Source organism: Paenibacillus helianthi (genome assembly GCF_001909055.1).
GTDB lineage: Bacteria > Bacillota > Bacilli > Paenibacillales > Paenibacillaceae > Paenibacillus_AQ > Paenibacillus_AQ helianthi.
Genome location: NZ_LVWI01000039.1, coordinates 1 through 26,986 on the forward strand (window position 1 = coordinate 1; position 26,986 = coordinate 26,986).

Below are 26,986 nucleotides of genomic sequence, written 5' to 3' on the forward strand. Positions count from 1 at the left end.
CTGTAAAGGAGCAAGAAACGGCGTCCACCTCCTGAGAGGCCGAACGAAGGAATGTAAGGGCAAAGACCCCGCGTGACATGGGAGGGTAAGCCGTCAGGAGACAGGTGTGGATATCCAAAGTGCGATCACAGAACGTATCCTTGGGTTGGGGATGAATCCCCCGCTCTCTATTCCCGCCACCGGCTTCACCAGAAAATAATGTCATCCTTACATGACTTCTCCAGCTCTCAATCTGTCTATGGCTGAAAATCTTAGAACGAGTGAGTAAACAAGAGTATTTATTAATTTATAGTGGGAGGGGAGATAGGCATGAACATCGGATCTTTGATTCGCGGATTACTTGGAGACAATAAACCGGGTGAGCCCAAGGCGGTAGAGCTAAAGGAAGGGCAGGTGGTCCGCGGTGTGGTGCTCAGTGTGTCGGATTCCGGTAAAGAGGCAGTAGTACAGATTCAAGGTACTCCTGTCCGTGCGGAGCTGGAGACACCGCTGCAGCCTGGACAAACGTTGAATTTGCAGGTTGCTCCTCCGGGAGAAGGCGGCTTGCCCGTATTAAAACCGGTCTCCTCCGGTGAGGCAGCATTGGCTTCGCCGCAAAGTATGGGGGAAGCACTTGAATCGCTGGGACTTACAGATTCCAAGGCAGGAAAGGAAATCATTCAGGCTATGGTATCTGGCGGCGTCGCTCTGACCAAGGAAACAGCAGCGAAGCTGGATGCAGTAATGAATGCTAAACCGCCAAATATTCCGGTGTCAGAGTGGCTGGAGGCGGCAGTCATTTCGGTAAAACGTGGACTTCCTGTCACGGCGGAAAGTGTGAAAGGTCTACAGCAAGCGGTGTTCGGGCCTAAGCTGCATCAGCTTGTAGCTCAGCTTGAAACGGCGATCGGCCAATGGGCTCAGCAGGAAAACGATGCTGCGGGTGGAAATACTGCTTCACCGAATACCTCCACTCCGCCTGCCTCGGCTGTTATTCCAGGAGCAGCGACTCCTCCGGCAGCAGGAACACCTGTGAACGGAGGCGCTGCGACTTCTTTGGCAGCAGAAATTCCCGGAAACGGAAATTCGGCGGCTCCTGTTAATACTGCAGCAAATCAAGTTGCTGCAGTTAAAGTAAGTGGGACGGATGTAGCAGCGGTGCCAGCGGCTGCATCCGATTCAGCATTGGCTATTGAAGGGGCTGACGTTCCCGGAACGCCTTCTGGTGGCATTGTGAAAACCATGCAGCCTGCCGGGAACGAAGCTGCAGCAGTGGCGGTCAATACATCTGCTGGTGCAGCGGAACCATCGGCTGCAGCCTTTGCTGGCCAAACAGGGACCGCTCCTGCTTCGCTGGATGGAGAAGTGGGTGCTGCTGATGCAGGCCCTGCACTAAAGACAGACAACACTCCAAAGGCTGGTAATGTCCAGCCTGCCGCAGCGGGATCTGGAGCCGCAGCGGGTAATCCTTCTGCAGAGCAGGCAGAAGGGACTGATGTTCGTTCCGGTACGCAGCCGGAACGAACGGCATTGCCAGCAGCAGAGAACTCTGCTGGCAAAGGTACCGCCCTGCTCGCGAAGCTGCAGGGTGTGCTCACCGAGCTGCGCGGCACACTGCCGCAGCTTGCTTCTGCCCCGCGCGCTGACGCGGCGGGGCAAGTCCCTGCCCCAGCGGCCGCACAGCCGCCGCAGGGCACTACAGCCCCGCCAGCAGCGGCGGGGCAAGAGCCAGCCCCCGCGCCTGCAGGGCAGCGCGGGGAAGGACCGTCTGCGGCGGCGGCGCAGCAGACGGTTACCGCAGCCACCCGCGACATGGAGTCGTGGGTGGGGCGGGTGCTGAAGCTGCTCGGTGCAGAGCACGAGCAGCAGGCCGTTCGCGGCGGCGGGCATGCCGCCGCAGAGGTGCGGGCCGCGGCAGTGCCGGCAGCCGCGGCAGGGCGTGAGGCAGCGCTGCCTCAGGCGGCGCTGGCGAGTGCTGCTATCGGCGATGATACGGCTGCCGATACGCTGAAAGGCGTGCTGCTGCAGGTGCTGGGCAGCAGCGAAGTGCCGCCCGCGGTCAAAGAAGCCGCGGGCCAGCTGGTGCAGCAGTTGACGGGGCAGCAACTGCTCCTGAATACGGATCGGACGGCTCCGTTTGCACAAGTAACGATGTTCCTGCCGCTGCACGGTCCGGACGGGCAGGAAACAGCTTCTGTCCATATCCAGTCGAGACGGGGCCGTAAGGGCGAACTCGATGCATCGAACTGCCGCCTGTGGTTTGACCTGGATATGAAGCAGCTGGGACAGACACTGGTAGATGTGCAGGTGGTGGACAGAATCGTAAGTCTGAAGCTGCATAACGATACACCATGGGTATTAGAGCTGCTTGAAGAACGTAAGGATGAGATTGGAGCAGCAGTGGAATCGATCGGCTATCAGCTGTCCAGCTTGAGGACAGAACCCCTCCCGCAGCCTAGTGCGGCATCTGCAGCCATTGCGGGCGGCGCGGGCAGACTGGCAGATTATGTGCCTGATTCCTACAAAGGAGTGGATTACCGCATATGAGTGAGTCCGCCGATGAAATTTCTCAAAACCTGAAAAAAGCGGTTGCTCTTAAATATTCGCCCGGTCAAAGTGAAGCGCCGGTCGTAGTCGCCAAAGGACAAGGTGCGGTAGCAGATAAGATTCTGCAGATGGCGAAGGACAGCGGGGTTGCTGTCCAAGAGGATGCTGCCCTGGTAGAAGTCCTCTCCAAGCTTGACCTGGACCAGCAGATTCCTCCACAGCTCTACCAGCTGGTAGCGGAAATTCTTAGCTTTGTTTACCAGAGTGACCGCTCTGCGGGAGAACGGAGGCAGATGTGAGTGAGGTTTCGTCTGAAGAACCCTATACCCGCAAGCAAAAAGGTGCTGATGGCGAGAAAGCCGCTCAACAATACCTAACTGCACAAGGTTACCGGATCATAGAATGTAACTGGCGCTGCCGCAGCGGGGAACTGGATATAATTGCTGAATACGGTGAAGTGCTTGTTTTTATTGAAGTGCGGAGTCGCAGTGGAAGTCCTCTTCAGGGTACCCCGGAAGAATCTGTGGATGAGCGGAAGATTCGTCAGGTGCGTGCGACCGCCCAGGTATACATGCATATGAAGAATGCATATGAACACCGGGTCTCTTTTGACGTCATCACGGTGATGCTGAATGAGGGTAGGAGTATTGCATCGCTGCATCATATACGGGAGGCTTTTTGAAAGTTTTTATACATTTTGTTGACTTTTCAAACATACAGTCTTGACATACCCTCCGTACTATGGGTCATTTCTCCAAGGAAATGGGTAAACATTATTGTAACTTTTAATGCCACCATGAGGAGGGCTGTCCGAGTGAGCAATCAACCGTTGGATATACAGGTGAATTTTACTTGCCAATATTGTAACACCAAAATTGCAGTAGAGCTTGGCGGAGAGCCTGTGTCCGTTATTTGCTGCAGCAAGTGTAACAAGACCTTTACCGTTATGCGGCCAGCCATAGCGGAGGAGATTTTGATTGATTGGGAAAATGAAGCATTATTCCAAAAAATCCGGGCCGAAAAAACCCAGAGCAGCAATAGCAGCCTTTTGTCGCTAGTCATCCGGGTGATTGAACTGCTGACCTGGCGCGACAAAGGAAACGGGCAGGTAGAAGCCATCAAAGAGATGCGGCACTGGCTTATAGAGCATGAGGAAGTGCCTCCGCTAGCGGAGTTGATTAAGCTGGATACGAACAGTCAGCGTTCTTCCAAACGGAACTGGAACGATTGAAGTGTTCGTAGAAGCTATTTCTGAGTACAGAAGAAGGGGATAGGGATGTCAAATATTTTTTTTACCTCAGATCAACATTTTGGGCATAAACTGATTATTGATTTTGAGTCCCGTCCCTTTGGCAGTGTGGAAGAAATGGACCGGGTGATGATCGAGAAGTGGAATTCTGTGGTCGGTACAGAAGATACAGTCTTTCACTTGGGGGATTTTTCTTTCTTGAACCTGGAAAAAACACGGGAGATTGTATCTGCTCTCAATGGCTATAAAATCCTGATTCTAGGCAATCATGACCGCAGCCGAGGCCGGAACTGGTGGCTTGAAGCCGGATTTAATGAAGTCAGTGAGTATCCTGTAATATATAAAGATTTCTTTTTTCTTTCACACGAACCCATGTATATGAATAAGCATATGCCTTACGTAAATGTGCACGGCCACATTCATAGCCAGAAGTATGAGGGGAAGAACTATTTCAACATTTGCGTAGAACACTGGGACTATACCCCTTTATCTTTTGCCCAAATCAGAGATTATGTTGTGGTGAATGAGGAAGGATAACGAAATTTTTGTATTTCGAAGCTTGCATACTTATGCAATTTGGGGCAATATCCATTTTCATATCGGTAACCCTTGATTAAGCCTATGGAATATAAGTATACTAAGGATAAAAGAATAACCGGAAAATGAGGAAGCACCCTTTTTCTTGAATTTAGTCCGCCCGTCATGGGCGTATTTCAAGAGAAGAGGTGTTTTTGTTATGTATGGGAAAATGCACAGTGCGTGCCTGTATGGGATAGAGGGTGTCATGATTGGTGTGGAAATCGATCTGGCCAATGGTCTGCCGCAGACGAGCATCATTGGGTTGCCTGATTCGGCGATCCGGGAAGCTGTAGAGAGAGTACGTGCCGCCGTCAAAAATTGTGGTTACCGTTATCCGCAGCAGCGGGTCACCATAAATTTGGCTCCAGCTGACCTCCGTAAGGAAGGATCTGCATTCGATCTTGCCATTGCTCTTGGTATTTTGACTACAAGCGGGCAATTGGATATGCCTGAAGCAGAACAACTGTTATTAATTGGTGAGCTGGCGCTGGACGGAAGTTTGCGGCCCGTTACCGGAGTGCTGTCTATGGTAGAAGCAGCTCGCCGCAACGGCATGAAGGGTGTACTCGTTCCGAAAGGAAATGCCGCCGAAGCGTCATTAATCAGCGGAATGACCGTATATACAGCGGAGCATTTACGACAGCTGCCGCCACCGGATGCAGATAGGGAGCTATTAACTGTTCGCCCCTTATCTACTTTTTCTTCGCAACTGGGTGAGCTTCCTTTTCCAGTTACGGTTAGTACAAGCCAGACTGAAAAAGATCGCCCACCAGTTAAAGTGCTATCTCTGAATCATCTTAGATTCATTCCTGATTATGCGCACACTGATTCAGGAAGCTCCGAAGTGAATATGATGGCGGAGGACTATAGTGATGTTCTCGGGCAGAATCATGTGAAACGCGCCTTGATGATAGCTGCTGCCGGGATGCACAATATTGTTCTGATGGGACCGCCGGGAACGGGAAAGACCATGCTGATCAAACGGCTTCCAGGCATACTTCCGGAACTTGATGATAATGAGTCGCTGGAGGTGACCAAAATCTTCAGTTCTGCAGGCAAATTGAAGGAAGCGAACAGCGGATTATTGCGCAGCCGCCCGTTTCGTTCCCCCCATCATACGATCTCAGCTGCAGGACTGATCGGTGGCGGGGGGATTCCCAAGCCGGGAGAGGTGAGCCTGGCACATCGAGGTGTACTCTTTTTGGACGAGCTGCCCGAGTTCTCCCGCAATGTGCTTGAAGTACTCCGTCAGCCCCTTGAGGATGGAGTGGTAACGATCAGCCGCGCCCGGGCTGCATTTACATTTCCGGCACAATTTTTACTCGCATGTTCAATGAATCCTTGCAGCTGTGGATATTTAGGGAGCATAGGGACGACGAAGCGATGCACCTGCAGTCCGGCAAAGATCGCCCAATACCGCGGCAAAATTTCCGGACCGCTGCTGGACCGGATTGATATGCAGGTTGATGTTCCCCGTCCGAGAGACTGGGAGGGGCAGGGGGCCTCGATATCTTCGTCGGAGATGCGCACCGAGGTTCTTAAGGTACAAGCTATTCAAAAGGAACGTTACAGAGGTCTGCCGATCTCATGGAACAGCGAGCTTTCAGGGACTGCTCTGCGCCGCTATGCAAGGCTTCAAAAAGACGGGAGACAATTACTGAATGATATTCTGGAAAGTCTCGGTTTAAGTATGCGGGCGCATGACCGGATCATTAAGCTGGCCCGTACTATTGCTGATCTTGAAGGGGAGGCAGATATCGGTTCTTCCCATCTTGCCGAAGCTGTCCAATACCGTAATTTGGACAGGCAAGTTGTAGTAGATGAGTGATTCTGTAAGTTTACAGAGCCTCACAGTTTACCTATACAAACAAGCCGTCCGGGAGACCGGACGGCCTGTGCTATGTTAACGAGATGTGCAATTAGTTCTTACAGCACATTCAACTCGACTGCAATGTTACCGCGGGTTGCGCGGGAGTAAGGGCACGCACCATGAGCAGCTTCTACCAATTGTGCTGCGGTTTCTTTATCGACGCCTTTAACAAGGACATCCATTTTAACGGCGATACCGAACCCGCCATCCTCAACTTTTCCGAAACTGACGGTAGCCGTGACTTCGCTGCCTTCGATTTTTACTTTTCCCATACGGGCTACCATGTTCAGTGCACTGTCGAAGCAAGCGGAATAGCCAGCTGCGAACAGCTGCTCCGGATTGGTGCCTTCGCCGCCGGCACCGCCCATTTCACGTGGAGTGCTGATGGTGAGATTCAGTTTTGGGCTTTCGGATTCTATATATCCATTTCTTCCGCCTACTGCTTTTACTGTGGTTTCGTACATTTTCTGTTGGATAGTCATCATTATTAATCTCTCCCGTTCATTTGCTAATGTATTGTACACAATTTAATTTAACACAATAAAAATAATAGTCAATATATTTTTTGCTATTAACATGATATTAATTAGAAATTGTGATAAAATAATGTCACAAAGGCAGGTGAAGAAGATATGCAAGAGACAACTACAACCCCCGAGCTGCTGCTTGAGAATCAACTGTGTTTTACCATTTATGCCTGTTCACGTGAATTCACAAAGCTGTACCAGCCACATCTGGACAAGATTGGACTAACGTATTCCCAATACCTTGTAATGCTTGTACTGTGGGAACGACACCAGTGTACAGTTAAAGAGCTGGGAGAAGCGCTTTTTTTGGATTCAGGCACATTAACGCCGCTGCTGAAGAGGTTGCAGGCTGCCGGTCTGATTCTTCGCGAACGATCACTTCAGGATGAACGGAAGGTACTGATCTCCTTAACCGAACAGGGTAAGGCTCTACGGGGTGAAGCAGCATGCATCCCCGGAAAAATGGCGGAAGGTACGATGTTATCGGCAGATGAATTTGTGGGTCTGCTGGGGCAATTCAAGGACCTGCTTGCCCGTGTACACGAAGCCAATACCAATGCCGTAAAATAGCTTGTTTATGTAAAGTCAATGCAATCGTTCGCATTCCGGCATGAAATCGAGCGAAAATGTATGTATAAATCATGAAAGTTTTTAAGGAAAGCGTTTTTAAAACATGTTACAATATTCTGGGTTTCATATTATGGCGCTGGGCGGAAATCGGTTCAAAACGATATTTTCGTCCCGGATGTCATAGACAGAAACCTGTGCCGATTTCAAATGATTCCGGCACGGGTATTCTGTATGTACCGGGATATTACTATATTTTACCGGTCTGGACCCGGCTTTGGACAATCAAAACGGAAAGCGGAATGGCAGCAGGCTGCCTGCTTCGCCACCGCAATACTTTAGGAGGCTTCCGGTATGAATATCCACGAGTATCAGGGAAAAGAAGTACTTAAGAAGTACGGCGTGGCCGTACCGAACGGAAAAGTAGCTTATACAGTGGAGGAAGCGGTAGAAGCCGCAGCGTCGCTGAGTACCCCGGTTGTAGTGGTCAAAGCGCAGATTCATGCTGGCGGACGCGGCAAAGCCGGAGGCGTAAAGGTCGCCAAAACAAGCGAAGAGGTTCGTGCATATGCGGAAGAGATTCTCGGAAAGACGCTGATTACCCATCAGACCGGGCCGGAAGGTAAGGTAGTAAAACGGCTGCTGATTGAGGAAGGCTGTCAGATTGTAAAAGAATACTATATTGGACTTGTTGTTGACCGTGGCTCCGGCCGTGTGGTGATGATGGCATCGGAGGAAGGCGGAACTGAGATTGAAGAGGTTGCGGCTACGCATCCTGAGAAGATCTTCAAGGAGATTATTGATCCGGCGGTAGGATTGCAGACGTTTCAAGCCCGGAAATTAGCGTACAGTATAGCGATTCCAACAGAACTGGTTAATAAAGCTGTCAAGTTGATGCAAGCGCTCTATTTGGCTTTTGTGGATAAAGATTGCTCCATTGCTGAGATTAATCCTCTCGTGGTTACGGGGGATGGAAACGTTATGGCACTTGATGCGAAGCTGAATTTCGATTCCAATGCCTTGTTCCGGCATAAGGATATTCTGGAGCTGCGTGACCTGGACGAAGAGGATGCGAAGGAGATTGAAGCTTCCAAATTCGATCTGAGCTACATCGCCCTGGACGGCAACATTGGATGCATGGTGAACGGTGCCGGACTGGCCATGGCCACGATGGATATTATCAAATACTATGGCGGTGAGCCGGCTAACTTCCTGGATGTAGGGGGCGGTGCCACCACCGAAAAGGTTACTGAGGCATTCAAAATTATTTTGTCCGACGACAAAGTAAATGGAATATTCGTCAATATTTTCGGCGGAATCATGCGTTGTGATGTTATCGCCAGCGGAGTAGTTGAAGCTGCAAGACAGCTTGGACTGACCAAGCCGCTTGTTGTCCGTCTTGAAGGCACCAATGTTGCACTGGGCAAGCAGATTCTTGCCGGGTCTGGGCTGAATATCGTAGCTGCGGATTCCATGGCGGATGGAGCCCGTAAGATTGTAGCTCTTGTGTAAAGACAATTCTAAGTAGGGATGTGACTATAGATGAGCATTCTTGTAGATAAAAATACGAAGGTCATCACGCAAGGGATCACAGGCTCGACCGGCTTGTTCCATACCAAGGGAGCCCTGGATTACGGTACCCAGATGGTAGGCGGGGTTACCCCGGGCAAAGGCGGGACCACTGTCAATATTACTTTAGACAATGGCAGTGAGGTCAGTCTGCCCGTATTCGATACGGTTGTAGCTGCCAAGGCAGCTACGGGTGCGACGGCAAGTGTAATTTATGTGCCGCCAGCTTTTGCTGCGGACTCAATCATGGAGGCAGTGGATGCCGGCCTTGAGCTGGTCATCTGTATTACTGAAGGAATCCCAGTGCTGGATATGGTAAAAGTTTCACGCTATATGGAAGGACGTCCTACCGTGCTGATCGGCCCTAACTGTCCGGGTGTCATTACACCAGGGGAGTGTAAAATAGGCATCATGCCGGGATATATTCATATGCCTGGTTACGTGGGAGTTGTGTCCCGCAGTGGAACGCTTACCTATGAAGCGGTACACCAGTTGACTGAGCGCGGAATCGGACAGTCTTCAGCAGTCGGTATTGGTGGTGACCCTGTAAAAGGTTCGGAGTTCATCGATATTTTGAAGCTGTTTAATGAGGATCCTGGAACTAAGGCTGTTATTATGATCGGAGAGATCGGTGGTACAGCGGAAGAGGAAGCGGCGGAGTGGATCAAAGAGCATATGACCAAGCCAGTTGTCGGCTTCATTGGAGGTGTAACCGCGCCTCCGGGTAAACGGATGGGGCACGCCGGAGCTATTATTTCTGGTGGGAAGGGGACGGCCAGCGAAAAGATTGCTGTACTGGAATCCTGCGGTATCAAAGTTGCGCCAACTCCAGCCGAAATGGGCTCTACCCTTGTGAGCGTCCTGGAAGAACGCGGCATTCTGAACGCTTTTACGACTCACTGATATTTCACAATACATTTGCGTCCAGATTAGGTATAATCAGCTTATAAGGTAAGCAACCTTTTGTTCTCTTTCATGGGGATAAAAGGTTGCTTTTTTGGCGTTCGGCCTTATTTTACAAGGAGAATTCCTGCTATACCTTACCTCAGGTGGGATGGCTTATTTTATTTAGAAGGCTTGCCTTCATCTAAAGGAGAGAAGTACATATGGAAAGACGCGGACTGTTGATCGGATTGAATGAAGTAGAGGGTGTTGGCTGGAAAACCATCGACAGAATTCTCCAAGCGGGACTTTTGACGGAAAATGCATTTTTGTGTAGCTATGAGGATTGGGTAAAAGCGGGGATCCCTGCGAAAATTGCTCAGAAGCTCGCTGCTGATTTTAATGAAGAATGGATTTGTACCCGCTGCAATTTAATGAAGGAAAGCGGTGTAGAGGCGGCTACTCTGTTGGATAAAGATTACCCGGAGCGACTTAAAGAAACGCCGCAGCCCCCTTGGGTGTTGTATTACAGAGGCAATCTGAAGCTCGCTTCCTGTCCTTCAATCGCAATGGTTGGAACCCGTGTGCCAACGGCCTATGGGCGTAAGGTTGGTGAAATGCTGGCTTCAGAGCTAAGTGCGGCAGGCTTCACAGTGGTAAGTGGACTTGCCCGGGGCATTGACAGTGTCTGTCATGAAGCTGCGCTGGGGAGCAAAGGCGGTACCGTTGCTGTGGTTGCTACAGGACTCGACAGGATATATCCTCCGGAGAATAGGGAGCTGGAGCGGCAGATTTCGCGTGAAGGCCTGGTACTCAGTGAGTATCCGCTGGGAACCAAAAGCCATCCCGGACTTTTCCCTCAGCGGAATCGAATTATTGCGGGACTTACACTGGGAACGCTGGTTGTCGAAGCGGATGCCCGGAGTGGCTCACTGATTACCGCTGACGCCGCCCTTGAAGCCGGGAGAGATGTGTTTGCCGTACCGGGACCGATTACTTCACCCAAAAGCCGGGGAGCACTAGACTTAATTAAGCAAGGGGCAAAACTCGTAACCGGAGCCTCTGATATTATTGAAGAATACCTGTCGCACGTGCCTTCAAAGTCTATAGGAGATACAGAAAGGGCCGTTTTGCAGCCGGTAGGGGAAGACAGGCTCAGGGAAAAGAAATTGACAAGTGAGGAGTCTCACCTATACCATATACTGCATCAAGGCCCTTTTACACTGGATGAGCTGCTGCTCAGAACGGGATGGGATTTTGGACATTTGCATTCAGTTCTGTTATCTTTAATCATAAAAAAAGCGGTATCACAATTACCAGGGGCAATTTATAAGGTAATTTAATATAGAAGGAACACTTTTAGGAGGAACAACCTATGGCGGAAGCATTGGTTATTGTCGAATCGCCGGCAAAAGCGAAGACAATTGGCAAATATTTAGGAAGTAAATATATCGTAAAGGCTTCTATGGGACATATCAGGGATTTGCCGAAGAGTCAGATTGGTGTAGAAGTGGAAAATGACTTCAATCCCAAGTATATTACGATCCGCGGTAAGGGTTCGATTTTGAAGGAACTTAAGGACGCCAGCAAAAAAGTGAAAAAAGTCTATCTGGCGGCTGACCCGGACCGCGAAGGTGAAGCCATTGCCTGGCATCTGGCGCATGCGCTGGATCTGGACAACACACAGGAATGCCGGGTCGTTTTTAATGAGATTACGAAGCAGGCTGTAAAAGATGCCTTCAAGACACCGCGCAAGATTAATATGGATCTGGTTAACGCTCAGCAGGCACGGCGTATTCTGGATCGTCTGGTCGGCTACAAGATTAGCCCGCTATTATGGAAGAAAGTCAAAAAAGGTTTGTCCGCCGGCCGTGTGCAATCTGTTGCCGTCAAAATCATTATGGACCGCGAGAATGAAATTTCGGCATTTGTACCTACGGAATATTGGAGTATTACCGCGAAGCTGGGCGTTCGGGATTCACTCTTCGAAGCCAAGTTCCACAAACTGAACGGCGATAAGAAAGAACTTGGTCAGGAAAGCGATGTTCAGGAAGTCCTGAAAGCAATCAAAGATGCTGCCTTCAAGGTAAGTGAAGTAAAAGAAAAAGAAAGACAACGGCATCCTTCCGCACCTTTCACGACGAGCTCCCTGCAGCAGGAAGCAGCACGAAAGCTGGGCTTCCGCGCAGCCAAAACCATGTCAGTGGCTCAGCAGCTGTATGAGGGTGTCGAGCTCGGCAAAGAAGGAACGGTCGGTTTGATCACTTATATGCGTACCGACTCCACTCGTCTATCCGTAACCGCGCAGGATGAAGCCAAGGAATTGATCTTATCCAAATACGGTGAGAAATTCGTCCCTGAGACACCTCGTCAGTATTCCAAAAAAGCCGCCGGATCACAGGATGCACATGAAGCTATCCGCCCTACCTCTGCACTTCGTGAGCCTGAGATGGTTAAAGAATACATGAGCCGTGACCAATTCCGGCTGTATAAGCTGATATGGGAGCGGTTTGTTTCCAGTCAGATGTCTTCTGCAGTTCTGGATACGCTCTCGGTAGATATTACCGCAGGCGCTGCCGTGTTCCGGGCCGTCGGTTCCAAAGTGTCTTTTGCGGGTTTTATGAAGGTATATGTCGAAGGCAATGATGACGGAACCACGGATGAGGAAAAGTATTTACCTCCGCTCAAAGCCGGCGATGACCTGGTTAAACATGAGATTGAGCCGAAGCAGCATTTCACACAGCCGCCTCCGCGATACACAGAGGCACGGCTGGTCAAAACGTTGGAAGAGCTGGGAATAGGGCGTCCAAGTACTTATGCCCCTACACTGGAAACGATCCAAAAGCGTGGTTATGTGGCGATTGAAGAGAAGAAGTTCATGCCGACAGAACTTGGAGAATTAATCATCGAGCAGATGGAACAGTTTTTCCCTGAGATTCTGGATGTAGAATTCACGGCGCATATGGAAGGCGATCTTGACCATGTTGAAGAAGGCGCGGAGGATTGGGTAAAAGTATTATCTGAATTCTACACTTCCTTTGAGAAGCGGCTGGTGTTTGCTGAGGAAGAAATGAAGGAAATTGAAATTGAAGATGAAGTGTCGGATGAGCTGTGTGAGAAATGCGGCAAACCGATGGTATATAAGCTTGGTCGGTTCGGTAAGTTTCTGGCTTGCTCCGGATTCCCGGATTGCCGGAACACCAAGCCGATTGTCAAGGATATTGGGGTAAGTTGTCCGAAGTGTCATGAAGGTAAAGTCGTAGAGCGCCGTAGTAAAAAAGGCCGTGTCTTCTATGGCTGCGATCAATACCCTGGCTGTGATTTTGTATCGTGGGACAGACCATCCATTAAACCATGCCCCGTCTGCGGCTCCTGGATGATTGAGAAGCGTAATAAGCAGGGGACAAAGCTCCAGTGCACTTCTTGCGATCATACCGAGGCTGTACTTGAAGGCGAAGAACTGGCAGAATAAATGTCTCTACAGGAGGAAAGGAAATTGACAGAATTAGCTAAGGTTACAGTAATAGGGGCCGGCCTCGCAGGGAGCGAAGCGGCCTGGCAGATAGCTTCCCGGGGGGTTCCGGTTAGATTATATGAGATGAGACCTGTTGTGAAGACTCCTGCGCATCATACCGATCAATTTGCAGAACTGGTATGCAGCAACTCTTTGCGTGCCAATGGACTGGGTAATGCGGTTGGGGTGCTTAAGGAAGAAATGCGACGTCTGGATTCACTGGTGCTGGGTGCAGCCGACCGTCACGCAGTTCCTGCTGGCGGAGCACTTGCTGTTGACCGTGATGGATTCTCCGGTGAAATTACTGCCAAACTGCACAATCATCCCCTAGTAGAAGTCATAAATGAAGAACTTACGCATATACCGGAGGAAGGGATCGTTGTGGTTGCTACCGGTCCGTTGACTTCTCCGGCATTATCCGCCGAGATCAAAGGCCTGTTAGGTGAAGAGTACTTTTACTTCTATGATGCCGCCGCTCCGATCGTGGAAAAGGATACCATCGACATGAGCAAGGTATATCTGGCCTCCCGTTATGATAAAGGTGAGGCGGCTTATCTGAACTGTCCGATGACGGAAGAGGAATTTGACCGTTTTTATGATGCGCTAATTTCTGCAGAGACTGCAGCAATCAAAGATTTTGAGAAAGAGATTTATTTTGAAGGCTGTATGCCGATTGAAATCATGATGAAGCGCGGCAAACAGACCGCCTTGTTCGGACCCATGAAACCGGTGGGGCTCTTGAATCCTCATACAGGTAAACTTCCTTACGCGGTTGTACAGTTACGTCAGGATAACGCTGCCGGAACGCTTTATAATCTGGTTGGCTTCCAGACACATCTGAAGTGGGGCGAGCAGAAACGGGTATTCTCACTGATTCCGGGCCTGGAGAATGCCGAGTATGTCCGCTATGGAGTAATGCACCGTAATACATTTATTAATTCTCCGAAGCTCTTGCATCCTACCTATCAAATGAAGGGCCGGGAAAGACTTTTTTTTGCCGGTCAAATGACGGGGGTTGAAGGTTACGTAGAGTCCGCTGCATCGGGGCTGATTGCTGGCGTGAATGCTGCGAGGGCAGCGCTTGGGGATGAAGGCCTCATCTTCCCTCAGGAGACCGTGCTGGGCAGTATGCCTGCTTACATCACGTCTGCCGATCCGGAACATTTTCAGCCGATGAATGCCAATTTTGGTCTATTGCCCAAGCTTGCGCAAAGAATCCGCAGCAAAAAAGAAAAAAATGAGTTTCTTGCTCATCGTGCCCTGGATAGTCTCGCCGCGTACGCCGCTCATACGGGCCTTCCGCACAATGAACCGGAGAATGCGGATCAGACTTCTCAATAAAAGAAGATATGCAGCAAAACTCATAAAGCTTAGGGTTATGCTTTCGAAGCAAGTTTTGTACGTAGATGATTCCTGGCAGTAACGCTCACAAAACTTTTAGGAGGTTGCTTAAATTATGTTACCTAGCTTTCATGCAACTACAATTTGTGCGGTGAGACATAATGGCCATGCGGCAATAGCAGGAGATGGCCAGGTTACATTTGGCGAGAGTGTTATTATGAAAACAACGGCCAGAAAGGTACGTCGTTTATATAGGGGGCAGGTTATCGCCGGCTTTGCGGGATCCGTGGCGGATGCGATTACGTTGTTCGAGAAGTTCGAGGGCAAGCTGGAGGAGCATCATGGAAACTTACAGCGTGCGGCAGTAGAACTGGCCAAGGATTGGCGCCAGGACCGCATTTTGCGGAAGCTGGAAGCGCTGATGATTGTGATGGATAAAGAAGGTATGCTGCTGATTTCCGGAAATGGAGAAATTATTGAGCCGGATGATGATGTGCTTGCCATCGGTTCAGGAGGTAATTTCGCGCTCGCTTCAGGACGTGCTTTGAAACGTCATGCCTCCAATCTAAGCGCTGCAGAAATAGCCAAAGAAGCGCTGACGATTGCATCCGAGATATGTGTGTATACCAATTCAAATATTATTGTCGAAGAACTGTAGGCACGGTGCCACAGAAAAGGGAGGAAGTCACAATGGTGAATCAATCGCTTACACCCCGGCAAATCGTAGCAGAACTAGATAAATATATTGTAGGCCAGAAGCAGGCTAAGAAATCAGTGGCTGTTGCGCTCCGCAACCGTTATCGCCGCTCGCTGCTGTCTGAAGACCTGCGGGATGAGGTTGTCCCGAAGAATATTCTGATGATCGGACCTACTGGTGTCGGCAAGACTGAGATTGCACGGCGTCTGGCCAAGCTGGTCAATGCCCCGTTTATTAAAGTGGAGGCCACCAAGTTTACAGAGGTTGGTTACGTGGGGCGTGACGTAGAGTCAATGGTCCGTGATTTGGTGGAAACCTCTATTCGTATGGTGAAACTGGAGCGGACCGAGAAAGTAAAGGACCGAGCTGAAGAAATGGCCAATGACCGGATTGTGTCTATTCTGGTGCCTGGGGGATCCAAAAATAAATCACAACGGAATCCGTTTGAGATGATTTTTGGCGGTAACAACAGCGGAAGCGATGATACCAAAGAAGAAGCGGAGGATGGCAGTCTTAGTGAGCGCCGCCGTGGAGTCAAGTTCAAATTGCTTGCAGGACAGCTGGAGGACGACATCATCGAGGTGGATGTTGAGGATACGGCACCTAATATGCTCGACATGTTCGCTGGACAAGGTAATGATCAGATGGGTATGAACATGCAGGAAATGTTCGGCAGTCTTTTACCTAAGCGGACCAAGAAGCGTAAACTTCCGATCAGAGAAGCACGGAAAGTCCTGATCCAGGATGAAGCCGCAAAGCTGATCGATATGGATGATGTCATTCAGGAATCGGTATCACGTGCCGAACAGTCTGGGATTATATTTATCGACGAGATCGACAAAGTAGCCAGTCAAGGCAAAGGCTCGGGACCTGATGTATCCAGAGAAGGGGTACAGCGTGATATCTTGCCTATCGTTGAAGGTTCTACAGTAATGACCAAGTATGGTCCAGTTAAGACTGACTATGTATTGTTTATGGCTGCTGGAGCTTTTCATGTTGCCAAACCTTCGGACCTTATACCTGAGTTGCAGGGCCGGTTTCCAATCCGTGTGGAACTGAGCAGTCTGACACTTGAGGATTTTGTCTCTATTCTGACTGAACCGGAGAACGCTCTAACGAAACAATATGTCAATCTGCTGAGAACGGAAAATATCGAAGTTCAGTTTCAGCAAGAAGCGATTTATGAGATCGCTAGGATTGCAGCCTCAGTAAACCAGAATATGGAGAATATAGGTGCGCGTAGACTGCATACTATTTTAGAGAAACTGCTGGAAGACCTATCTTTTGAAGCTCCTGAGCTTACTTTGGATACAATGGTCATTACTCCAGAGTATGTTCGTGAAAAATTGGTAGGAATCGCACAGGATCGCGACTTAAGCCAATATATCCTGTAGTACATTGAGACTTGGGACAATTCAAATTTAGGTATTTGGAATTAGCTATATACAAAATACCCCCTTAATCGGGGGTATTTATGTAATTATATGTTAAAAGCAGTCATATCATGGCATTGAAAAGTAAAAAAATAGAAAAAACATGCTGTAAGCCCTCTCTTTTCAGAAAAGATAGGGCTTATTTCTTATTGTAATAATATACAAATTCTAAGAGAATCAATGTATATGAGATTGACATTATTTTTGTCCATCGACAACTTTCGACCTATATTCGGCAAGTGTGGAAGAATTTTAGCTTTTTTTGTCGAATCAAGCAGGAATTCGTAAGGCGTTTGTGGAATTCTTTTCATCACAAAGGTTTTGGAAGGGGGATTTCCATTGGGTTTATTGAACAGTGTCAGTTTTCAAAGATTGCAGGGAGGCCTAGATGCCGCCACCAAACGACAAAGTGTTCTGGCTAATAATGTAGCCAACGTTGACACTCCTAATTTTAAACGCTCTGATGTCAATTTTGAGAGCTTTTTACAGCAACAGGAGAGTGGACTTCAGTCAACACTTAATGCGAAGGTGACAGATTCCCGGCACTTCCAATTCGGAACAGGTACTATAGTACCAGCAGCAGTAGTCAGTACAGATGAAACTACATCAATGAACAATAACGACAATAATGTGGATATGGATCGTGAGCAGGCGCTAAGCGCTGAGAATCAGCTCAGATACAATGCATATGTAGAGCAGTTGAACAGCCAGATTACAATGATGCGTACAGTGGTTGAAGGGAGATAATGAGAAATGAACTTTGGTAGCAGCTTTGGGATCAGCGCTTCAGCATTAACCGCCCAGCGCTTAAGAATGGATGTGATTTCCTCTAACATTGCAAATGCAGAGACAACAAGAGCCTCTGTGGTTGATGGAAAAGCCGTTCCTTACCGGCGAAAGATGGTTGTACTTGAAACAGCCCAGAATGACAGCTTCTCCAATATCCTGCATTCGAAAATGAATAGTGGTGGAAGCCAAGGGGTTAAGGTACAGTCTATCATTGAAGATTCATCACCACTGAAGCCGGTGTACAATCCGAGTCATCCGGATGCGGATGCCGATGGGTATGTGTACATGCCAAACGTGGATATCACCAAAGAAATGGTGGATATGCTGTCTACGACTCGATCCTACGAAGCTAATCTCACGATGCTGAATGCATCCAAATCCATGGTAAGCAAAGCGCTCGAAATCGGGCGGTAAAATAAAATATAAAACACATCAGGAGGGAAACAGTTGATACAAAATTTAAGTATCGGGGCGCAGGCAATCAAGCCGTTAGCTATGAAAACCCCAGCTGCTGAGTCAACAACCGTTGAAGGTTCAGGCCAGAGCTTTAGTTCTTATTTGCAGAATGCTTTGGATCAGGTAGCGGGTCAAGAACAGCAGGCAAAAGATATGAATAACAAATTCGTCCTGGGTGAAGTCAATGTTGATCAAGCAATGATTTCTTCCCAACAGGCATTGCTGAGTTTGCAGTTGACTACACAAGTCCGGAACAAAGTGATTGAAGCCTATCAGGAAATTATGAGAACTCAAATCTAAATAATCCTAGCTTAGTTTCGGATGGGGTGACACTGTGAATGAAAGATTTGCCCAGTACCGGGAAAAAATTACCCAGTATTGGAACAGATTCAGCGGTAAACAGAAAATATTATTTTTTTCCACACTGTTTATCATCATAATCATAATCGTAGTTTTATCGATGCAATTATCGAAGACGGAATACGAAGTGGCTTTTCAAGATTTAGATAGTACCGATTCAGCCGGAGTAATGAGTTACCTGGACACAGCTGGAGTTTCTTATCGCCTGAGTCCTGACGGTAAAAGCATCTCCGTCCCTAGTACAGATGCCGCCCGGGTCAAAGTGGACATTGGTTCGCAGGGGATTGTACAGGGGGGTTCAATCGGATACAAGGTTTTTGATGAATCATCGTCGATGATTGGTACAACGGACAGTGAGTTTAATGTGAAGTACAACAATGCTTTGAATGGTGAAGTAGAGCAGCTAATGAGAAGAATGCAGGGCATTAAAGATGCCAAGGTTCTGATCAATCTGCCCAAGGAAACTGTTTTTGCCTCACAGGAGGATCAAGAAAAGGCTTCTGCTTCCGTGGTGCTTAGTTTTGACCCTGGATTTCGACCATCCCAGGAAAATATCGATGGTTACTTCAACCTTGTGAAGACTGCTGTGCCAAACCTGCCGATTGACAACATTACGATTGCCAATAATGAAGTTGAATTAATGCCAACGGCCAAAGGCGGGCAAGCGGGAGTTTCTAGTCAGGTTGAAGAAAATTTCACTCTCAAAAAGAAATTTGAAGAGGAAGTTAAAAAGAATGTAAAGCAGTTCCTGAGTACACTCACGGGTCCGGATAAAGTTGATGTTCTAGTCTTCTCCCAATTGAATTTTGATAAGGAGAACAGACAGGAGAAACTGGTAACGCCGGTAGATACGGAGAATATGAAAGGGATTGAGATCAGCTCGCAGATTATCAGCAATTCCTATTCAGGTAAGGGAAACACTACCGGAGGGGTTGCAGGTACAGGCTCTCAAGATGTCGCGGGTTATCCAGCGGATACAGGTTCAGGAAATTCTTCTTCTGAGGAGTCTTCGGAGACGAGAAACTTTGAAGTGAACCATATCACTAAGGATATTATTGCAAGTCCATATTCTGTTAAAGATTTAACCATAAATGTTGCGGTTGAACCACCTGCAGGACAAACAACTTTGGATGCTACTACTTCGGCAGCCATTCAGAACATTTTGGTGAATATCGTTCGGGCATCTCTTGCTGATTCTGGTGTCACTTATACAGACGCAGACTTAGCTAAAAAAGTTTCGGTATATTCCCAACAATTCGGAAGTACGGATGCTAATGCAGCTGCAGGCGGACTTGCAACATGGATGATTTGGGCTATTGCCGCCGCTGCTTTACTGGTTGGTGCAGGAGGCGGGTTCCTTATCTACCGCAGCCGTAAGAAGAAGGCAGAAGAAGAAGTGGAAGAAGATATTCCGCTTCAGATTCCTACCGAATTCCCATCAATTAATATGGAGAGCGTGACGAACGAAAGTCAGGTTCGTAAGCAACTGGAAAGTCTGGCGAAGAAGAAACCGGATGAATTCGTAAATCTGCTGCGTACATGGCTAGCAGACGAACAGAGGTGAAATAATGGCAAAAGCCGCTCAGCAGGTGCTTAGCGGCCGTCAAAAGGCGGCTATCCTGCTAATCACACTTGGGCCCGAGGTATCGGCGCAAATATTTAAACATCTGAGGGACGAGGAGATCGAACAGCTGACTCTGGAAATCGCCAATGTCCGCAAGGTAGACAGTTCGGAAAAAGAGTCCATTATGGCTGAGTTTCATCAAATCTGTCTCGCTCAGGAATATATATCGCAAGGCGGTATCAATTACGCCAAAGAGATTTTGGAGAAAGCGCTTGGCTCGACTAAGGCGATGGAGGTTATCAACCGCCTGACGGCAACACTTCAGGTACGGCCGTTCGATTTTGCCCGTAAGGCTGATCCGAACCAAATCCTGAACTTTATCCAGAATGAAAATGTACAGACGATAGCGCTTGTGTTGTCTTATCTGCAATTTGAACAGGCGGCATCCATTCTGTCTTCGCTTCCACAGGAGAAGCAAGCTGAAGTGGCCAGAAGAATTGCAATTATGGACAGCACCTCTCCTGAGGTAGTCACACAAATTGAGCGGGTGCTGGAGCAAAAGCTGTCTGCTACAGTAACGCAGGACTACACTAATGCCGGCGGTATAGAATCGATCGTCCAGATCCTGAATGGTGTTGACCGCGGTACAGAGCGCACGATTCTGGATTCACTGGAGATTCAGGATCCAGAGCTTGCCGAAGAAATCAAGAAACGGATGTTCGTGTTCGAGGATATCGTCAATGTGGACAATCGTTCGATCCAGCGAATTATCCGCGACATCGAAAATGCGGATTTGCAGTTGGCTCTCAAGGTGGCCAGCGAGGAAGTACGGGATGTTATTTTCCGCAACATGTCCAAGCGTATGGCCGAAACCTTCCGCGAGGAAATGGAATATATGGGTCCGGTACGGCTGCGTGATGTTGAGGAAGCTCAGACCCGCATCGTAGGAACGATCCGCAGACTCGAAGAATCAGGTGAAATAATCATCGCCCGTGGTGGAGGAGATGACATCATTGTCTAGGCTGATCAAACATTCACAATATGTTCCGGTTGATGTACTGAAACGGCTGGAACAAGCCAGACAGCATGCAGGTCTGGATGAGGAGCCCACTGCCTCTGATGAAGCGACAGGTGAGGTGCATATTCAGGACTCTGCCAAAGAAGCGGCGGAACAGGCCCGTAAGCAAATGCTGAAGGATGCACAGGAGTTTGCTGAAGGACAGGTCAGAAACGCAGCGCAGGAAGCAGAGAATATTGTGGAATCGGCTCGGACAGAGGCTGAAGAATGGTGGCGGCAGCGCAGGGAGCAGGATGAGCATCTTGTAGAGGCTGTCAAATCCGAGGCTTATCAGCAGGGTTATCAGGAAGGGCTTGCGCAGGCTGAACAGGAAATGTCGCTTAAGCTGGCTGAAATCATGGAGGAAGCAAGACAAGTCCTTCAGGATGCCTACCGCGCCAAAGAAGTTATTATTCAAGAGGCTGAGCCCTTTTTGGTAGAACTCAGCTGTGATATAGCTGAGAAAATTGTGGACAAGCAACTGACTGTGGAGCCGCAATTTGCAATGGATCTGATCCGCAAGAATCTTGCCCGCAAGCGCGAGCAGGGGCTGATCTCCCTATGTGTGTCACCTGCGCAGTTCTCCTTTGTGAATGCAGCTAGGGAAGAACTGGCTATGGCGGTTGATTCGCAGGCGGAACTGCAAATACTCCCTGATTCAACCGTTAGGGATCATGGTTGTGTAATCCGCTCATCTTTTGGCAGTATTGATGCACGAATTGATACACAGCTTGCCGAAATCAAAAAAGAACTGATTCGAATAGCACTGGATACCGATGAGAACAGAAATGGGGAAGAGGATGCTTGACAGCGGACGGTATAAGGAGCAATTGCGGAATTTTGACCCTGTCAGAATCAACGGGAAAGTCACCCAGGTGATTGGACTAATGGTCGAGTCGGAAGGGCCGGATGCCAGCATAGGTGATGTATGTTACATCTACCCGGCCAAAGGCAATAAGCCGCTACAGGCTGAAGTTGTTGGCTTTCGCGATAACAAGGTGCTGCTGATGCCGCTCGGAGAGCTGCAAGCCATCGGACCAGGCTGTGATGTGGTGGGAACTGGCAAACCGCTTAGTGTACAAGTGGGTTCTGAGTTGCTTGGCAAGGTGCTTGACGGTTTGGGACAGCCGCTTGATGGTTCACTTATACCGGCACGAATGCCACACAGCTCAACATTCAACATTCCATCGAATCCATTAAACCGCCCACGGGTTCATGAACCCATCAGTATCGGAGTTAGAGCGATCGACGGGTTGCTTACCATAGGTAAAGGCCAGCGGGTGGGTATCTTTGCGGGATCAGGGGTTGGCAAGAGCACACTAATGGGTATGATTGCACGCAATACGTCAGCTGACGTAAACGTGATTGCCTTGATCGGAGAACGGGGCAGAGAGGTGCTGGATTTCATTGAACGCGATCTTGGACCAGAGGGTCTCCAGCGCTCAGTCGTTGTTGTCGCTACCTCTGACCAGCCCGCACTTATCCGCATCAAGGGTGCCCTTATTGCCACAACGATTGCTGAATATTTTCGTGACCGCGGCTTGAATGTCATGCTGATGATGGATTCGGTCACACGATATGCCATGGCACAGCGGGAGGTTGGGCTGGCAGTTGGTGAACCTCCTGCGATGAGGGGCTATACCCCTTCAGTATTCGCAAGTTTGCCGAAGCTGCTAGAAAGAGCCGGAACAGGGCCTTCGGGATCGATCACTGCATTCTACACAGTTCTTGTAGACGGTGACGATATGAATGAGCCTATTGCAGACGCAGTTAGAGGGATTCTGGATGGTCATATTGTGTTGAACCGGAATATCGCCAATAAGGGTCACTTCCCAGCCATAGATGTACTCTCAAGCATCAGCCGAGTGATGAAGGATATCGCTCCCGAGGAACAGATTGCTGCAGCCGAGAATGTAAAACGGCTTATGGCTGTGTATAAAGATTCAGAGGATTTAATTAACATCGGTGCCTATCAGAGAGGCTCCAATGCCCAAATCGACGAATCAATGCACTATATCGACAGCATTTGGAATTTCACCAAGCAGAAGGTGAATGAGAAGGTCACGCTAGCCGAAGTCCAAGAGTCTTTAATTTCTCAGTTCTCAAGGAGTTGATTGATAGTGAGATTCCATTATACTTTTCAAAAAGTTGTGGACTTGAAAGCAAATGAAAAAACACAGGCAGAGTGGTTGCTCTCAAGCGCACTCGGAGAACTGCAGGCCCAGGAGAAAAGTCTTGAAGACTTAATTCAGCAACGCCGTGAGCTAATGCAGTCACTTCAGCAAGCCGCTGAACAAAAAACGCCCTTGTCTAAGCTACGAGAAATGCAGGATTATGTGGATTACCTGGATCACTGCATAGCCCGGAAGCATTCAGATATCAGCCGTGCGCATGTTGAAGTACAGCATAAGCAGGACCACCTCAGCACGAAGGTTCTGGATGAAAAGGTGTGGCTGAAGGCCAAAGACAAAGCACAGACCGCTTTTCAGCAGAACATGACTTTACGGGAACAAAACGAACTGGATGAGATGGCTACCGTCCGCTTCGCGATGAAATCCCTCTAACCCAGGAGGTTTCTGCTAGTGGCTAAAAATGAAATGGAATTTGATAACGAAGGGTCAGCCAGTAAATTTGAACGGTTTTTATTTTTAATGATACCAATTATTTTTACACTTGTGCTGCTTGGAGTACTATTGACCCTGTTCAATATGGATATCCGCCAAAATGTGCTTTCGATTGCGAATAAGATTCCTTTTGTGGAGAAGTGGGTTCCTGATCCTAAGCCAACGACTGAAGATGGTGCAAAAACAGATCCGCAGAAGCAATTGAAAGAACAGGCAACGAGCTCGGCAACTACGATTAAGGAATTGAAAAGTCAGTTAGCGGCTCAGGCGGAGCAGCTCAAGAAGTCTAATGAAGACAAGACCGATCAAGTTGCCAAGACAGAAGCGCTGCAAAAACAGATTGACAGCATGAAAGATGAAGCTGCAGCTGCGGAAGCAAAAACAGGGGAATCAGAAGATCCCTATGTGAAACAGGTGACTGAGCTGGCGAAGCTGTATGCTGGGATGAAAGCCTCCAAAGCTGCTCCAATCATGGAGAATTTAACCACGGATGAAATGGTGCAAATCTTCAGTGTAATGAATAATGCGAGCAAAACGGCGATTTTAGAAAAAATGGATCCCAAAAAAGCAGCGGATGTATCCGTGAAGCTAAAGGAAACTACGAATTCAACCGATATGGCTATTGCAGCCCTTCAATCCAGACTGAAGCAGGACGCGGCTGCAACAACGACGGCCAAAACAACAGGCAACCTGGATAAAGAGAAACTAAGTCAGACCTTTACTACAATGCCTGCTGCAGATGCTGCATCGCTGCTGGGGTCTATGTATACCATTAACCCTGATAAAGTGATCACAATTCTTAATACGGTAAGTGACAGTGTCCGATCCTCCATTCTTGGGGAGATGACTAAGAAAAATAGTGAACAGACCGCTAAGGTAGTTAACCGGCTGATGGGCGGCAAATAATCCACTTGAGAGGAGGTGAAAAAGAATGAGTTTAGTCGTTCAATCAATGAGTGGCGGTAACACTGCTGTGACTAACGGAACGCCATCTGCGGCAAACGCGGGAACAGCGGCCGCCGGTGGGACCACACCAGTTCTCCCTTTTGCTCAGACTCTTGTTCAGAGCATGGGTGGAGCACAGACCAAAGAAACGTCAATGCCCGCAGTTTTGGGGAATTTGGCTTCCTTGCTGCAAGGACTTATGAACGCTGTACAAGCAGCTGGCGAAAAAACAGGTACAGGTGCGGAAGATACTGCGAATAGTACCGGGCAGATACAAGCACTTGCAGAGGATGTAGAGAAGCTGGATGACAGCATCAGCAGTGATCCTTCTTTGATAGCAGCGCTGCAAGGATGGTTGCTCCAGGTATCGGCTTTATTGTCTGGTAGTACTCCTGCTAATGGAAAAGTCGATGCAGAAGCTGGGAACAGCTCTACAGCAGCATTATCCCCACTAGCACAGAACCCGGAGACTTTGCGGTTTGCTGTTCAAGATGAGCTTAACAGCCTTGTTAGCCTGATCCAGCAATCTGCTGCTGGGGGGGATGCGAAATTAGCCTCAGAAGGAATTGCAATGTTGAACAATTTCACAGCAATCCTTGCAGAAACGCAGGTTCCAGATGTAAAAGGTAAGCCGGTTAAAACAGCAGTCAGCACAGAAACCTCGCCAGTGGTTTTGACACCATTGTCCGAAACGGAATCCAAAGCTGATCCAAAAGCGAAAGCTCCGGTTTTTACAGACCTTCGTACAATTCAGACAGCTACAGTAAAGACTGAAAATGCTACAACTGCTACCCCTGTTATAACGGCAACGGAAGATGCTGCTGCAGAACTCACTGCAACGCCACTAACCAAAGCAACTGGAACAACTGAAGCTTCTAAGAACGGGGCAATTGCAGAATCGATACCAGGCGCAAAGCCGGTTGAAGAACATAATGAAGTCGTCACTGCAGGACAGTTATCCTTGCGGGGTGGGATTACCGCACCACTTAAGGCAGAGACACCACCAGTTCCGGTCCACCAGTTCGCGCAAGAGATGACTTCGTTTATTACTGGTAAACTGGAAATTGTTAAAAAAGGCGGGGTGGCTGAGGCTTCGATTACGCTGTTTCCGGAGAATCTCGGACAAGTCGATGTAAAGATCACTATGCAAAACGGCCATTTAGTAGCCCAGTTCTTAACGCAGCATACGGGTGCCAAAGATATGCTGGAACAACAGATGAGCCAGTTGAGATCAGCCCTTCAGTCTCAAGGGCTTCAAGTTGAGAAGCTGGAGGTCACTCAGAATAACACACCTTTGCAGTCTCAGTATAATGGTAGTCAGCAGGGTCGTGGAACTGGTTCTGGTGGTCAACAGCAAGAGAAACGTTCCAAGGAACGTACAGAGGAAATTGGAGATGCGGTACTTGCAGCTGAGCTGAACAGTGAATGGAATGAATGGGTTGCAAACACCCAACAGGAAAACCGCTCACAGGGCGGAGGTTTCTCAGCCAAGGCATAACTTAAGACAAGCGAGGTGAAAAAAATGGCATCATCAACTAATCCTATATCAACAAAGGATCAATGGAATTATCAAGTCCCTGACAGCTCGAAAAAAACTACCGGTAATTCAACACTCGGCAAGGACCAGTTCCTGAAGATACTCATTACGCAGCTTCAGAACCAGGACCCTATGCAGCCGATGGAGGATAAGGAATTTATTGCCCAGATGGCCCAATTCTCGTCTGTAGAACAGCTAATGAATATTTCAACACAAATGACAGCGATGAATCAGTCTCTTGGTGCGGTATCTGGTCTGATTGGTAAGGATATCACCTGGACGGATGCAACAACGGAGCAGCCCAAATCAGGGAATGTAGAGTCTATAGTAGTCAGCAGTGGTGTACAGTACGCTGTTGTAGGCAAAGACAGAGTTGCATTATCCGACGTCACGCAAATTAAGAATCCTGTAACGCCAGTGGAGAAAGCGGCTGACAATACCGGTTCTGCAGATGGCGGGGCGACATCATGAGCGACAGACTTACAATAGGCCAGCTGTATCCAGCCAGTGTGCACCCGACAACACTTCAGCGGTCAGCAAACGCTAAGAACACTGTGAATTCAGACGTTTCATTTGAAAGTGTGCTGCAGAAGAATATGCTGAAGTTCAGCAATCATGCAGCCAAACGATTGGAACAAAGAGGAATAGAGCTTGGCAGCCGCCAATTGGATCAAATCTCTTCCGCAGTCGATAAGGCAGCCGCCAAAGGCAGCAAAGAATCACTTATATTAATGAAAGACATGGCGTTAATAGTCAGTGTGGCGAACCGAACAGTAGTGACTGCTATGGATGGAAGTTCCATGAAGGACAATGTATTCACACAAATAGATAGTGCAGTTATCATTTCTTGACCGGCCGGTCCTTACTGGAGAGCCGGAATGACCGCCGACCGACTGACGC

Annotated in this window: 28 protein-coding genes; 26 read left to right on the forward strand and 2 right to left on the reverse strand. The window is 48.7% G+C overall.

From position 1 onward, the window contains the following. A partial coding sequence (locus A3844_RS33110) for a hypothetical protein (protein ID WP_208619398.1) occupies window positions 1-205 on the reverse strand: 205 nt, incomplete at its 3' end. 104 nt (window positions 206-309) lie between these two features. On the opposite strand from A3844_RS33110, the gene A3844_RS13790 reads away from it, so the two are divergent. From A3844_RS13790 to A3844_RS13815, 6 genes are all read left to right on the forward strand, one after another. After that, window positions 310-2,526 (forward strand): hypothetical protein, encoded by a 2,217-nt coding sequence (locus tag A3844_RS13790; RefSeq protein ID WP_074107689.1) that lies wholly within the window; start codon window positions 310-312, stop codon window positions 2,524-2,526. Then, window positions 2,523-2,825, forward strand: coding sequence for an EscU/YscU/HrcU family type III secretion system export apparatus switch protein (locus A3844_RS13795; RefSeq protein ID WP_074088061.1), 303 nt, complete (start codon window positions 2,523-2,525; stop codon window positions 2,823-2,825). The genes A3844_RS13790 and A3844_RS13795 overlap by 4 nt, the downstream gene beginning before the upstream one ends. Then, window positions 2,822-3,208: a YraN family protein gene (locus A3844_RS13800; RefSeq protein WP_074107690.1), complete on the forward strand. Its 387-nt coding sequence runs from the start codon at window positions 2,822-2,824 to the stop codon at window positions 3,206-3,208. Before A3844_RS13795 ends, A3844_RS13800 begins: the two co-directional genes overlap by 4 nt. Before the next feature lie 132 nt (window positions 3,209-3,340). Further along, complete coding sequence (locus A3844_RS13805; protein WP_083606844.1) at window positions 3,341-3,757, forward strand: hypothetical protein; 417 nt, start codon at window positions 3,341-3,343, stop codon at window positions 3,755-3,757. Between the two features lie 45 nt (window positions 3,758-3,802). Further along, on the forward strand, window positions 3,803-4,312 hold the full coding sequence (locus A3844_RS13810; RefSeq protein WP_074088067.1) for a metallophosphoesterase: 510 nt from the start codon (window positions 3,803-3,805) through the stop codon (window positions 4,310-4,312). A gap of 199 nt (window positions 4,313-4,511) precedes the next feature. Continuing rightward, the gene (locus A3844_RS13815) at window positions 4,512-6,182 is read left to right on the forward strand and encodes a YifB family Mg chelatase-like AAA ATPase (protein WP_074107691.1); all 1,671 of its coding nucleotides are present in this window, start codon (window positions 4,512-4,514) and stop codon (window positions 6,180-6,182) included. Between the two features lie 98 nt (window positions 6,183-6,280). On the opposite strand, the gene A3844_RS13820 is transcribed toward A3844_RS13815, so the two are convergent. Next, entirely contained in the window at window positions 6,281-6,709 is a 429-nt protein-coding gene (locus tag A3844_RS13820; RefSeq protein ID WP_074107692.1) for an organic hydroperoxide resistance protein, read from the reverse strand. A 147-nt stretch (window positions 6,710-6,856) separates the two neighbouring features. Between A3844_RS13820 and A3844_RS13825 the strand changes: the two genes are divergently transcribed. The 20 genes from A3844_RS13825 (at window position 6,857) to A3844_RS13920 (ending at window position 26,937) form a co-directional block, all read left to right on the forward strand. After that, window positions 6,857-7,321: a MarR family winged helix-turn-helix transcriptional regulator gene (locus tag A3844_RS13825; protein WP_074088073.1), complete on the forward strand. Its 465-nt coding sequence runs from the start codon at window positions 6,857-6,859 to the stop codon at window positions 7,319-7,321. Between the two features lie 351 nt (window positions 7,322-7,672). Continuing rightward, window positions 7,673-8,830 (forward strand): ADP-forming succinate--CoA ligase subunit beta, encoded by a 1,158-nt coding sequence (gene sucC / locus A3844_RS13830; protein ID WP_074107693.1) that lies wholly within the window; start codon window positions 7,673-7,675, stop codon window positions 8,828-8,830. 30 nt (window positions 8,831-8,860) lie between these two features. Next, window positions 8,861-9,790, forward strand: a complete 930-nt coding sequence (sucD, locus tag A3844_RS13835; protein WP_074101788.1) for a succinate--CoA ligase subunit alpha — start codon at window positions 8,861-8,863, stop codon at window positions 9,788-9,790. A 203-nt stretch (window positions 9,791-9,993) separates the two neighbouring features. Beyond that, entirely contained in the window at window positions 9,994-11,112 is a 1,119-nt protein-coding gene (dprA, locus tag A3844_RS13840) for a DNA-processing protein DprA (RefSeq protein ID WP_074107694.1), read from the forward strand. Between the two features lie 32 nt (window positions 11,113-11,144). Next, a complete protein-coding gene (gene topA / locus A3844_RS13845; protein ID WP_074107695.1) occupies window positions 11,145-13,241 on the forward strand; it encodes a type I DNA topoisomerase in 2,097 nt (698 codons plus the stop codon). A 24-nt stretch (window positions 13,242-13,265) separates the two neighbouring features. Continuing rightward, window positions 13,266-14,624, forward strand: a complete 1,359-nt coding sequence (trmFO, locus tag A3844_RS13850) for an FADH(2)-oxidizing methylenetetrahydrofolate--tRNA-(uracil(54)-C(5))-methyltransferase TrmFO (RefSeq protein ID WP_074101791.1) — start codon at window positions 13,266-13,268, stop codon at window positions 14,622-14,624. Between the two features lie 115 nt (window positions 14,625-14,739). After that, complete coding sequence (gene hslV, locus A3844_RS13855) at window positions 14,740-15,282, forward strand: ATP-dependent protease subunit HslV (RefSeq protein WP_074088084.1); 543 nt, start codon at window positions 14,740-14,742, stop codon at window positions 15,280-15,282. Window positions 15,283-15,314: 32 nt separating this feature from the next. Further along, window positions 15,315-16,715 carry an ATP-dependent protease ATPase subunit HslU gene (gene hslU, locus A3844_RS13860; RefSeq protein WP_074088086.1) on the forward strand — a complete coding sequence of 467 codons (1,401 nt, stop codon included), beginning with the start codon at window positions 15,315-15,317 and terminating at the stop codon, window positions 16,713-16,715. A 378-nt stretch (window positions 16,716-17,093) separates the two neighbouring features. Then, window positions 17,094-17,501: a flagellar basal body rod protein FlgB gene (gene flgB, locus A3844_RS13865; RefSeq protein WP_074101792.1), complete on the forward strand. Its 408-nt coding sequence runs from the start codon at window positions 17,094-17,096 to the stop codon at window positions 17,499-17,501. 6 nt (window positions 17,502-17,507) lie between these two features. Next, the gene (gene flgC, locus A3844_RS13870) at window positions 17,508-17,957 is read left to right on the forward strand and encodes a flagellar basal body rod protein FlgC (protein WP_074088089.1); all 450 of its coding nucleotides are present in this window, start codon (window positions 17,508-17,510) and stop codon (window positions 17,955-17,957) included. A gap of 33 nt (window positions 17,958-17,990) precedes the next feature. Then, complete coding sequence (fliE, locus tag A3844_RS13875; RefSeq protein ID WP_074101793.1) at window positions 17,991-18,299, forward strand: flagellar hook-basal body complex protein FliE; 309 nt, start codon at window positions 17,991-17,993, stop codon at window positions 18,297-18,299. A gap of 34 nt (window positions 18,300-18,333) precedes the next feature. Then, a complete protein-coding gene (gene fliF / locus A3844_RS13880) occupies window positions 18,334-19,923 on the forward strand; it encodes a flagellar basal-body MS-ring/collar protein FliF (RefSeq protein WP_074088092.1) in 1,590 nt (529 codons plus the stop codon). Between the two features lie 4 nt (window positions 19,924-19,927). Continuing rightward, entirely contained in the window at window positions 19,928-20,944 is a 1,017-nt protein-coding gene (fliG, locus tag A3844_RS13885) for a flagellar motor switch protein FliG (RefSeq protein ID WP_074088093.1), read from the forward strand. Continuing rightward, window positions 20,937-21,788, forward strand: coding sequence for a FliH/SctL family protein (locus A3844_RS13890; RefSeq protein ID WP_074088095.1), 852 nt, complete (start codon window positions 20,937-20,939; stop codon window positions 21,786-21,788). The genes fliG and A3844_RS13890 overlap by 8 nt, the downstream gene beginning before the upstream one ends. Further along, window positions 21,769-23,094: a flagellar protein export ATPase FliI gene (fliI, locus tag A3844_RS13895; protein WP_074088096.1), complete on the forward strand. Its 1,326-nt coding sequence runs from the start codon at window positions 21,769-21,771 to the stop codon at window positions 23,092-23,094. Before A3844_RS13890 ends, fliI begins: the two co-directional genes overlap by 20 nt. A gap of 6 nt (window positions 23,095-23,100) precedes the next feature. Further along, window positions 23,101-23,544 carry a flagellar export protein FliJ gene (fliJ, locus tag A3844_RS13900; protein ID WP_074088097.1) on the forward strand — a complete coding sequence of 148 codons (444 nt, stop codon included), beginning with the start codon at window positions 23,101-23,103 and terminating at the stop codon, window positions 23,542-23,544. Between the two features lie 18 nt (window positions 23,545-23,562). Continuing rightward, complete coding sequence (locus A3844_RS13905; RefSeq protein WP_244169767.1) at window positions 23,563-24,510, forward strand: MotE family protein; 948 nt, start codon at window positions 23,563-23,565, stop codon at window positions 24,508-24,510. A 25-nt stretch (window positions 24,511-24,535) separates the two neighbouring features. Further along, window positions 24,536-26,047, forward strand: a complete 1,512-nt coding sequence (locus A3844_RS13910; protein WP_074107696.1) for a flagellar hook-length control protein FliK — start codon at window positions 24,536-24,538, stop codon at window positions 26,045-26,047. A gap of 24 nt (window positions 26,048-26,071) precedes the next feature. Further along, entirely contained in the window at window positions 26,072-26,557 is a 486-nt protein-coding gene (gene flgD / locus A3844_RS13915; RefSeq protein ID WP_074107697.1) for a flagellar hook assembly protein FlgD, read from the forward strand. Continuing rightward, window positions 26,554-26,937 carry a TIGR02530 family flagellar biosynthesis protein gene (locus A3844_RS13920; RefSeq protein WP_074088101.1) on the forward strand — a complete coding sequence of 128 codons (384 nt, stop codon included), beginning with the start codon at window positions 26,554-26,556 and terminating at the stop codon, window positions 26,935-26,937. Before flgD ends, A3844_RS13920 begins: the two co-directional genes overlap by 4 nt. Window positions 26,938-26,986: the final 49 nt, after the last annotated feature.

What these genes read in the sequence shown, in the direction of transcription:
- A3844_RS13790 (WP_074107689.1), top strand. Translation starts at nt 310, where the DNA reads ATGAACATCGGATCTTTGATTCGCGGATTACTTGGAGACAATAAACCG.
- A3844_RS13795 (WP_074088061.1), top strand. Translation starts at nt 2,523, where the DNA reads ATGAGTGAGTCCGCCGATGAAATTTCTCAAAACCTGAAAAAAGCGGTT.
- A3844_RS13810 (WP_074088067.1), top strand. Translation starts at nt 3,803, where the DNA reads ATGTCAAATATTTTTTTTACCTCAGATCAACATTTTGGGCATAAACTG.
- A3844_RS13815 (WP_074107691.1), top strand. Translation starts at nt 4,512, where the DNA reads ATGTATGGGAAAATGCACAGTGCGTGCCTGTATGGGATAGAGGGTGTC.
- A3844_RS13820 (WP_074107692.1), bottom strand. Translation starts at nt 6,709, where the DNA reads ATGATGACTATCCAACAGAAAATGTACGAAACCACAGTAAAAGCAGTA.
- A3844_RS13825 (WP_074088073.1), top strand. Translation starts at nt 6,857, where the DNA reads ATGCAAGAGACAACTACAACCCCCGAGCTGCTGCTTGAGAATCAACTG.
- sucC (WP_074107693.1), top strand. Translation starts at nt 7,673, where the DNA reads ATGAATATCCACGAGTATCAGGGAAAAGAAGTACTTAAGAAGTACGGC.
- sucD (WP_074101788.1), top strand. Translation starts at nt 8,861, where the DNA reads ATGAGCATTCTTGTAGATAAAAATACGAAGGTCATCACGCAAGGGATC.
- dprA (WP_074107694.1), top strand. Translation starts at nt 9,994, where the DNA reads ATGGAAAGACGCGGACTGTTGATCGGATTGAATGAAGTAGAGGGTGTT.
- topA (WP_074107695.1), top strand. Translation starts at nt 11,145, where the DNA reads ATGGCGGAAGCATTGGTTATTGTCGAATCGCCGGCAAAAGCGAAGACA.
- hslV (WP_074088084.1), top strand. Translation starts at nt 14,740, where the DNA reads ATGTTACCTAGCTTTCATGCAACTACAATTTGTGCGGTGAGACATAAT.
- hslU (WP_074088086.1), top strand. Translation starts at nt 15,315, where the DNA reads ATGGTGAATCAATCGCTTACACCCCGGCAAATCGTAGCAGAACTAGAT.
- flgC (WP_074088089.1), top strand. Translation starts at nt 17,508, where the DNA reads ATGAACTTTGGTAGCAGCTTTGGGATCAGCGCTTCAGCATTAACCGCC.
- fliG (WP_074088093.1), top strand. Translation starts at nt 19,928, where the DNA reads ATGGCAAAAGCCGCTCAGCAGGTGCTTAGCGGCCGTCAAAAGGCGGCT.
- fliI (WP_074088096.1), top strand. Translation starts at nt 21,769, where the DNA reads ATGGGGAAGAGGATGCTTGACAGCGGACGGTATAAGGAGCAATTGCGG.
- A3844_RS13910 (WP_074107696.1), top strand. Translation starts at nt 24,536, where the DNA reads ATGAGTTTAGTCGTTCAATCAATGAGTGGCGGTAACACTGCTGTGACT.
- flgD (WP_074107697.1), top strand. Translation starts at nt 26,072, where the DNA reads ATGGCATCATCAACTAATCCTATATCAACAAAGGATCAATGGAATTAT.
- A3844_RS13920 (WP_074088101.1), top strand. Translation starts at nt 26,554, where the DNA reads ATGAGCGACAGACTTACAATAGGCCAGCTGTATCCAGCCAGTGTGCAC.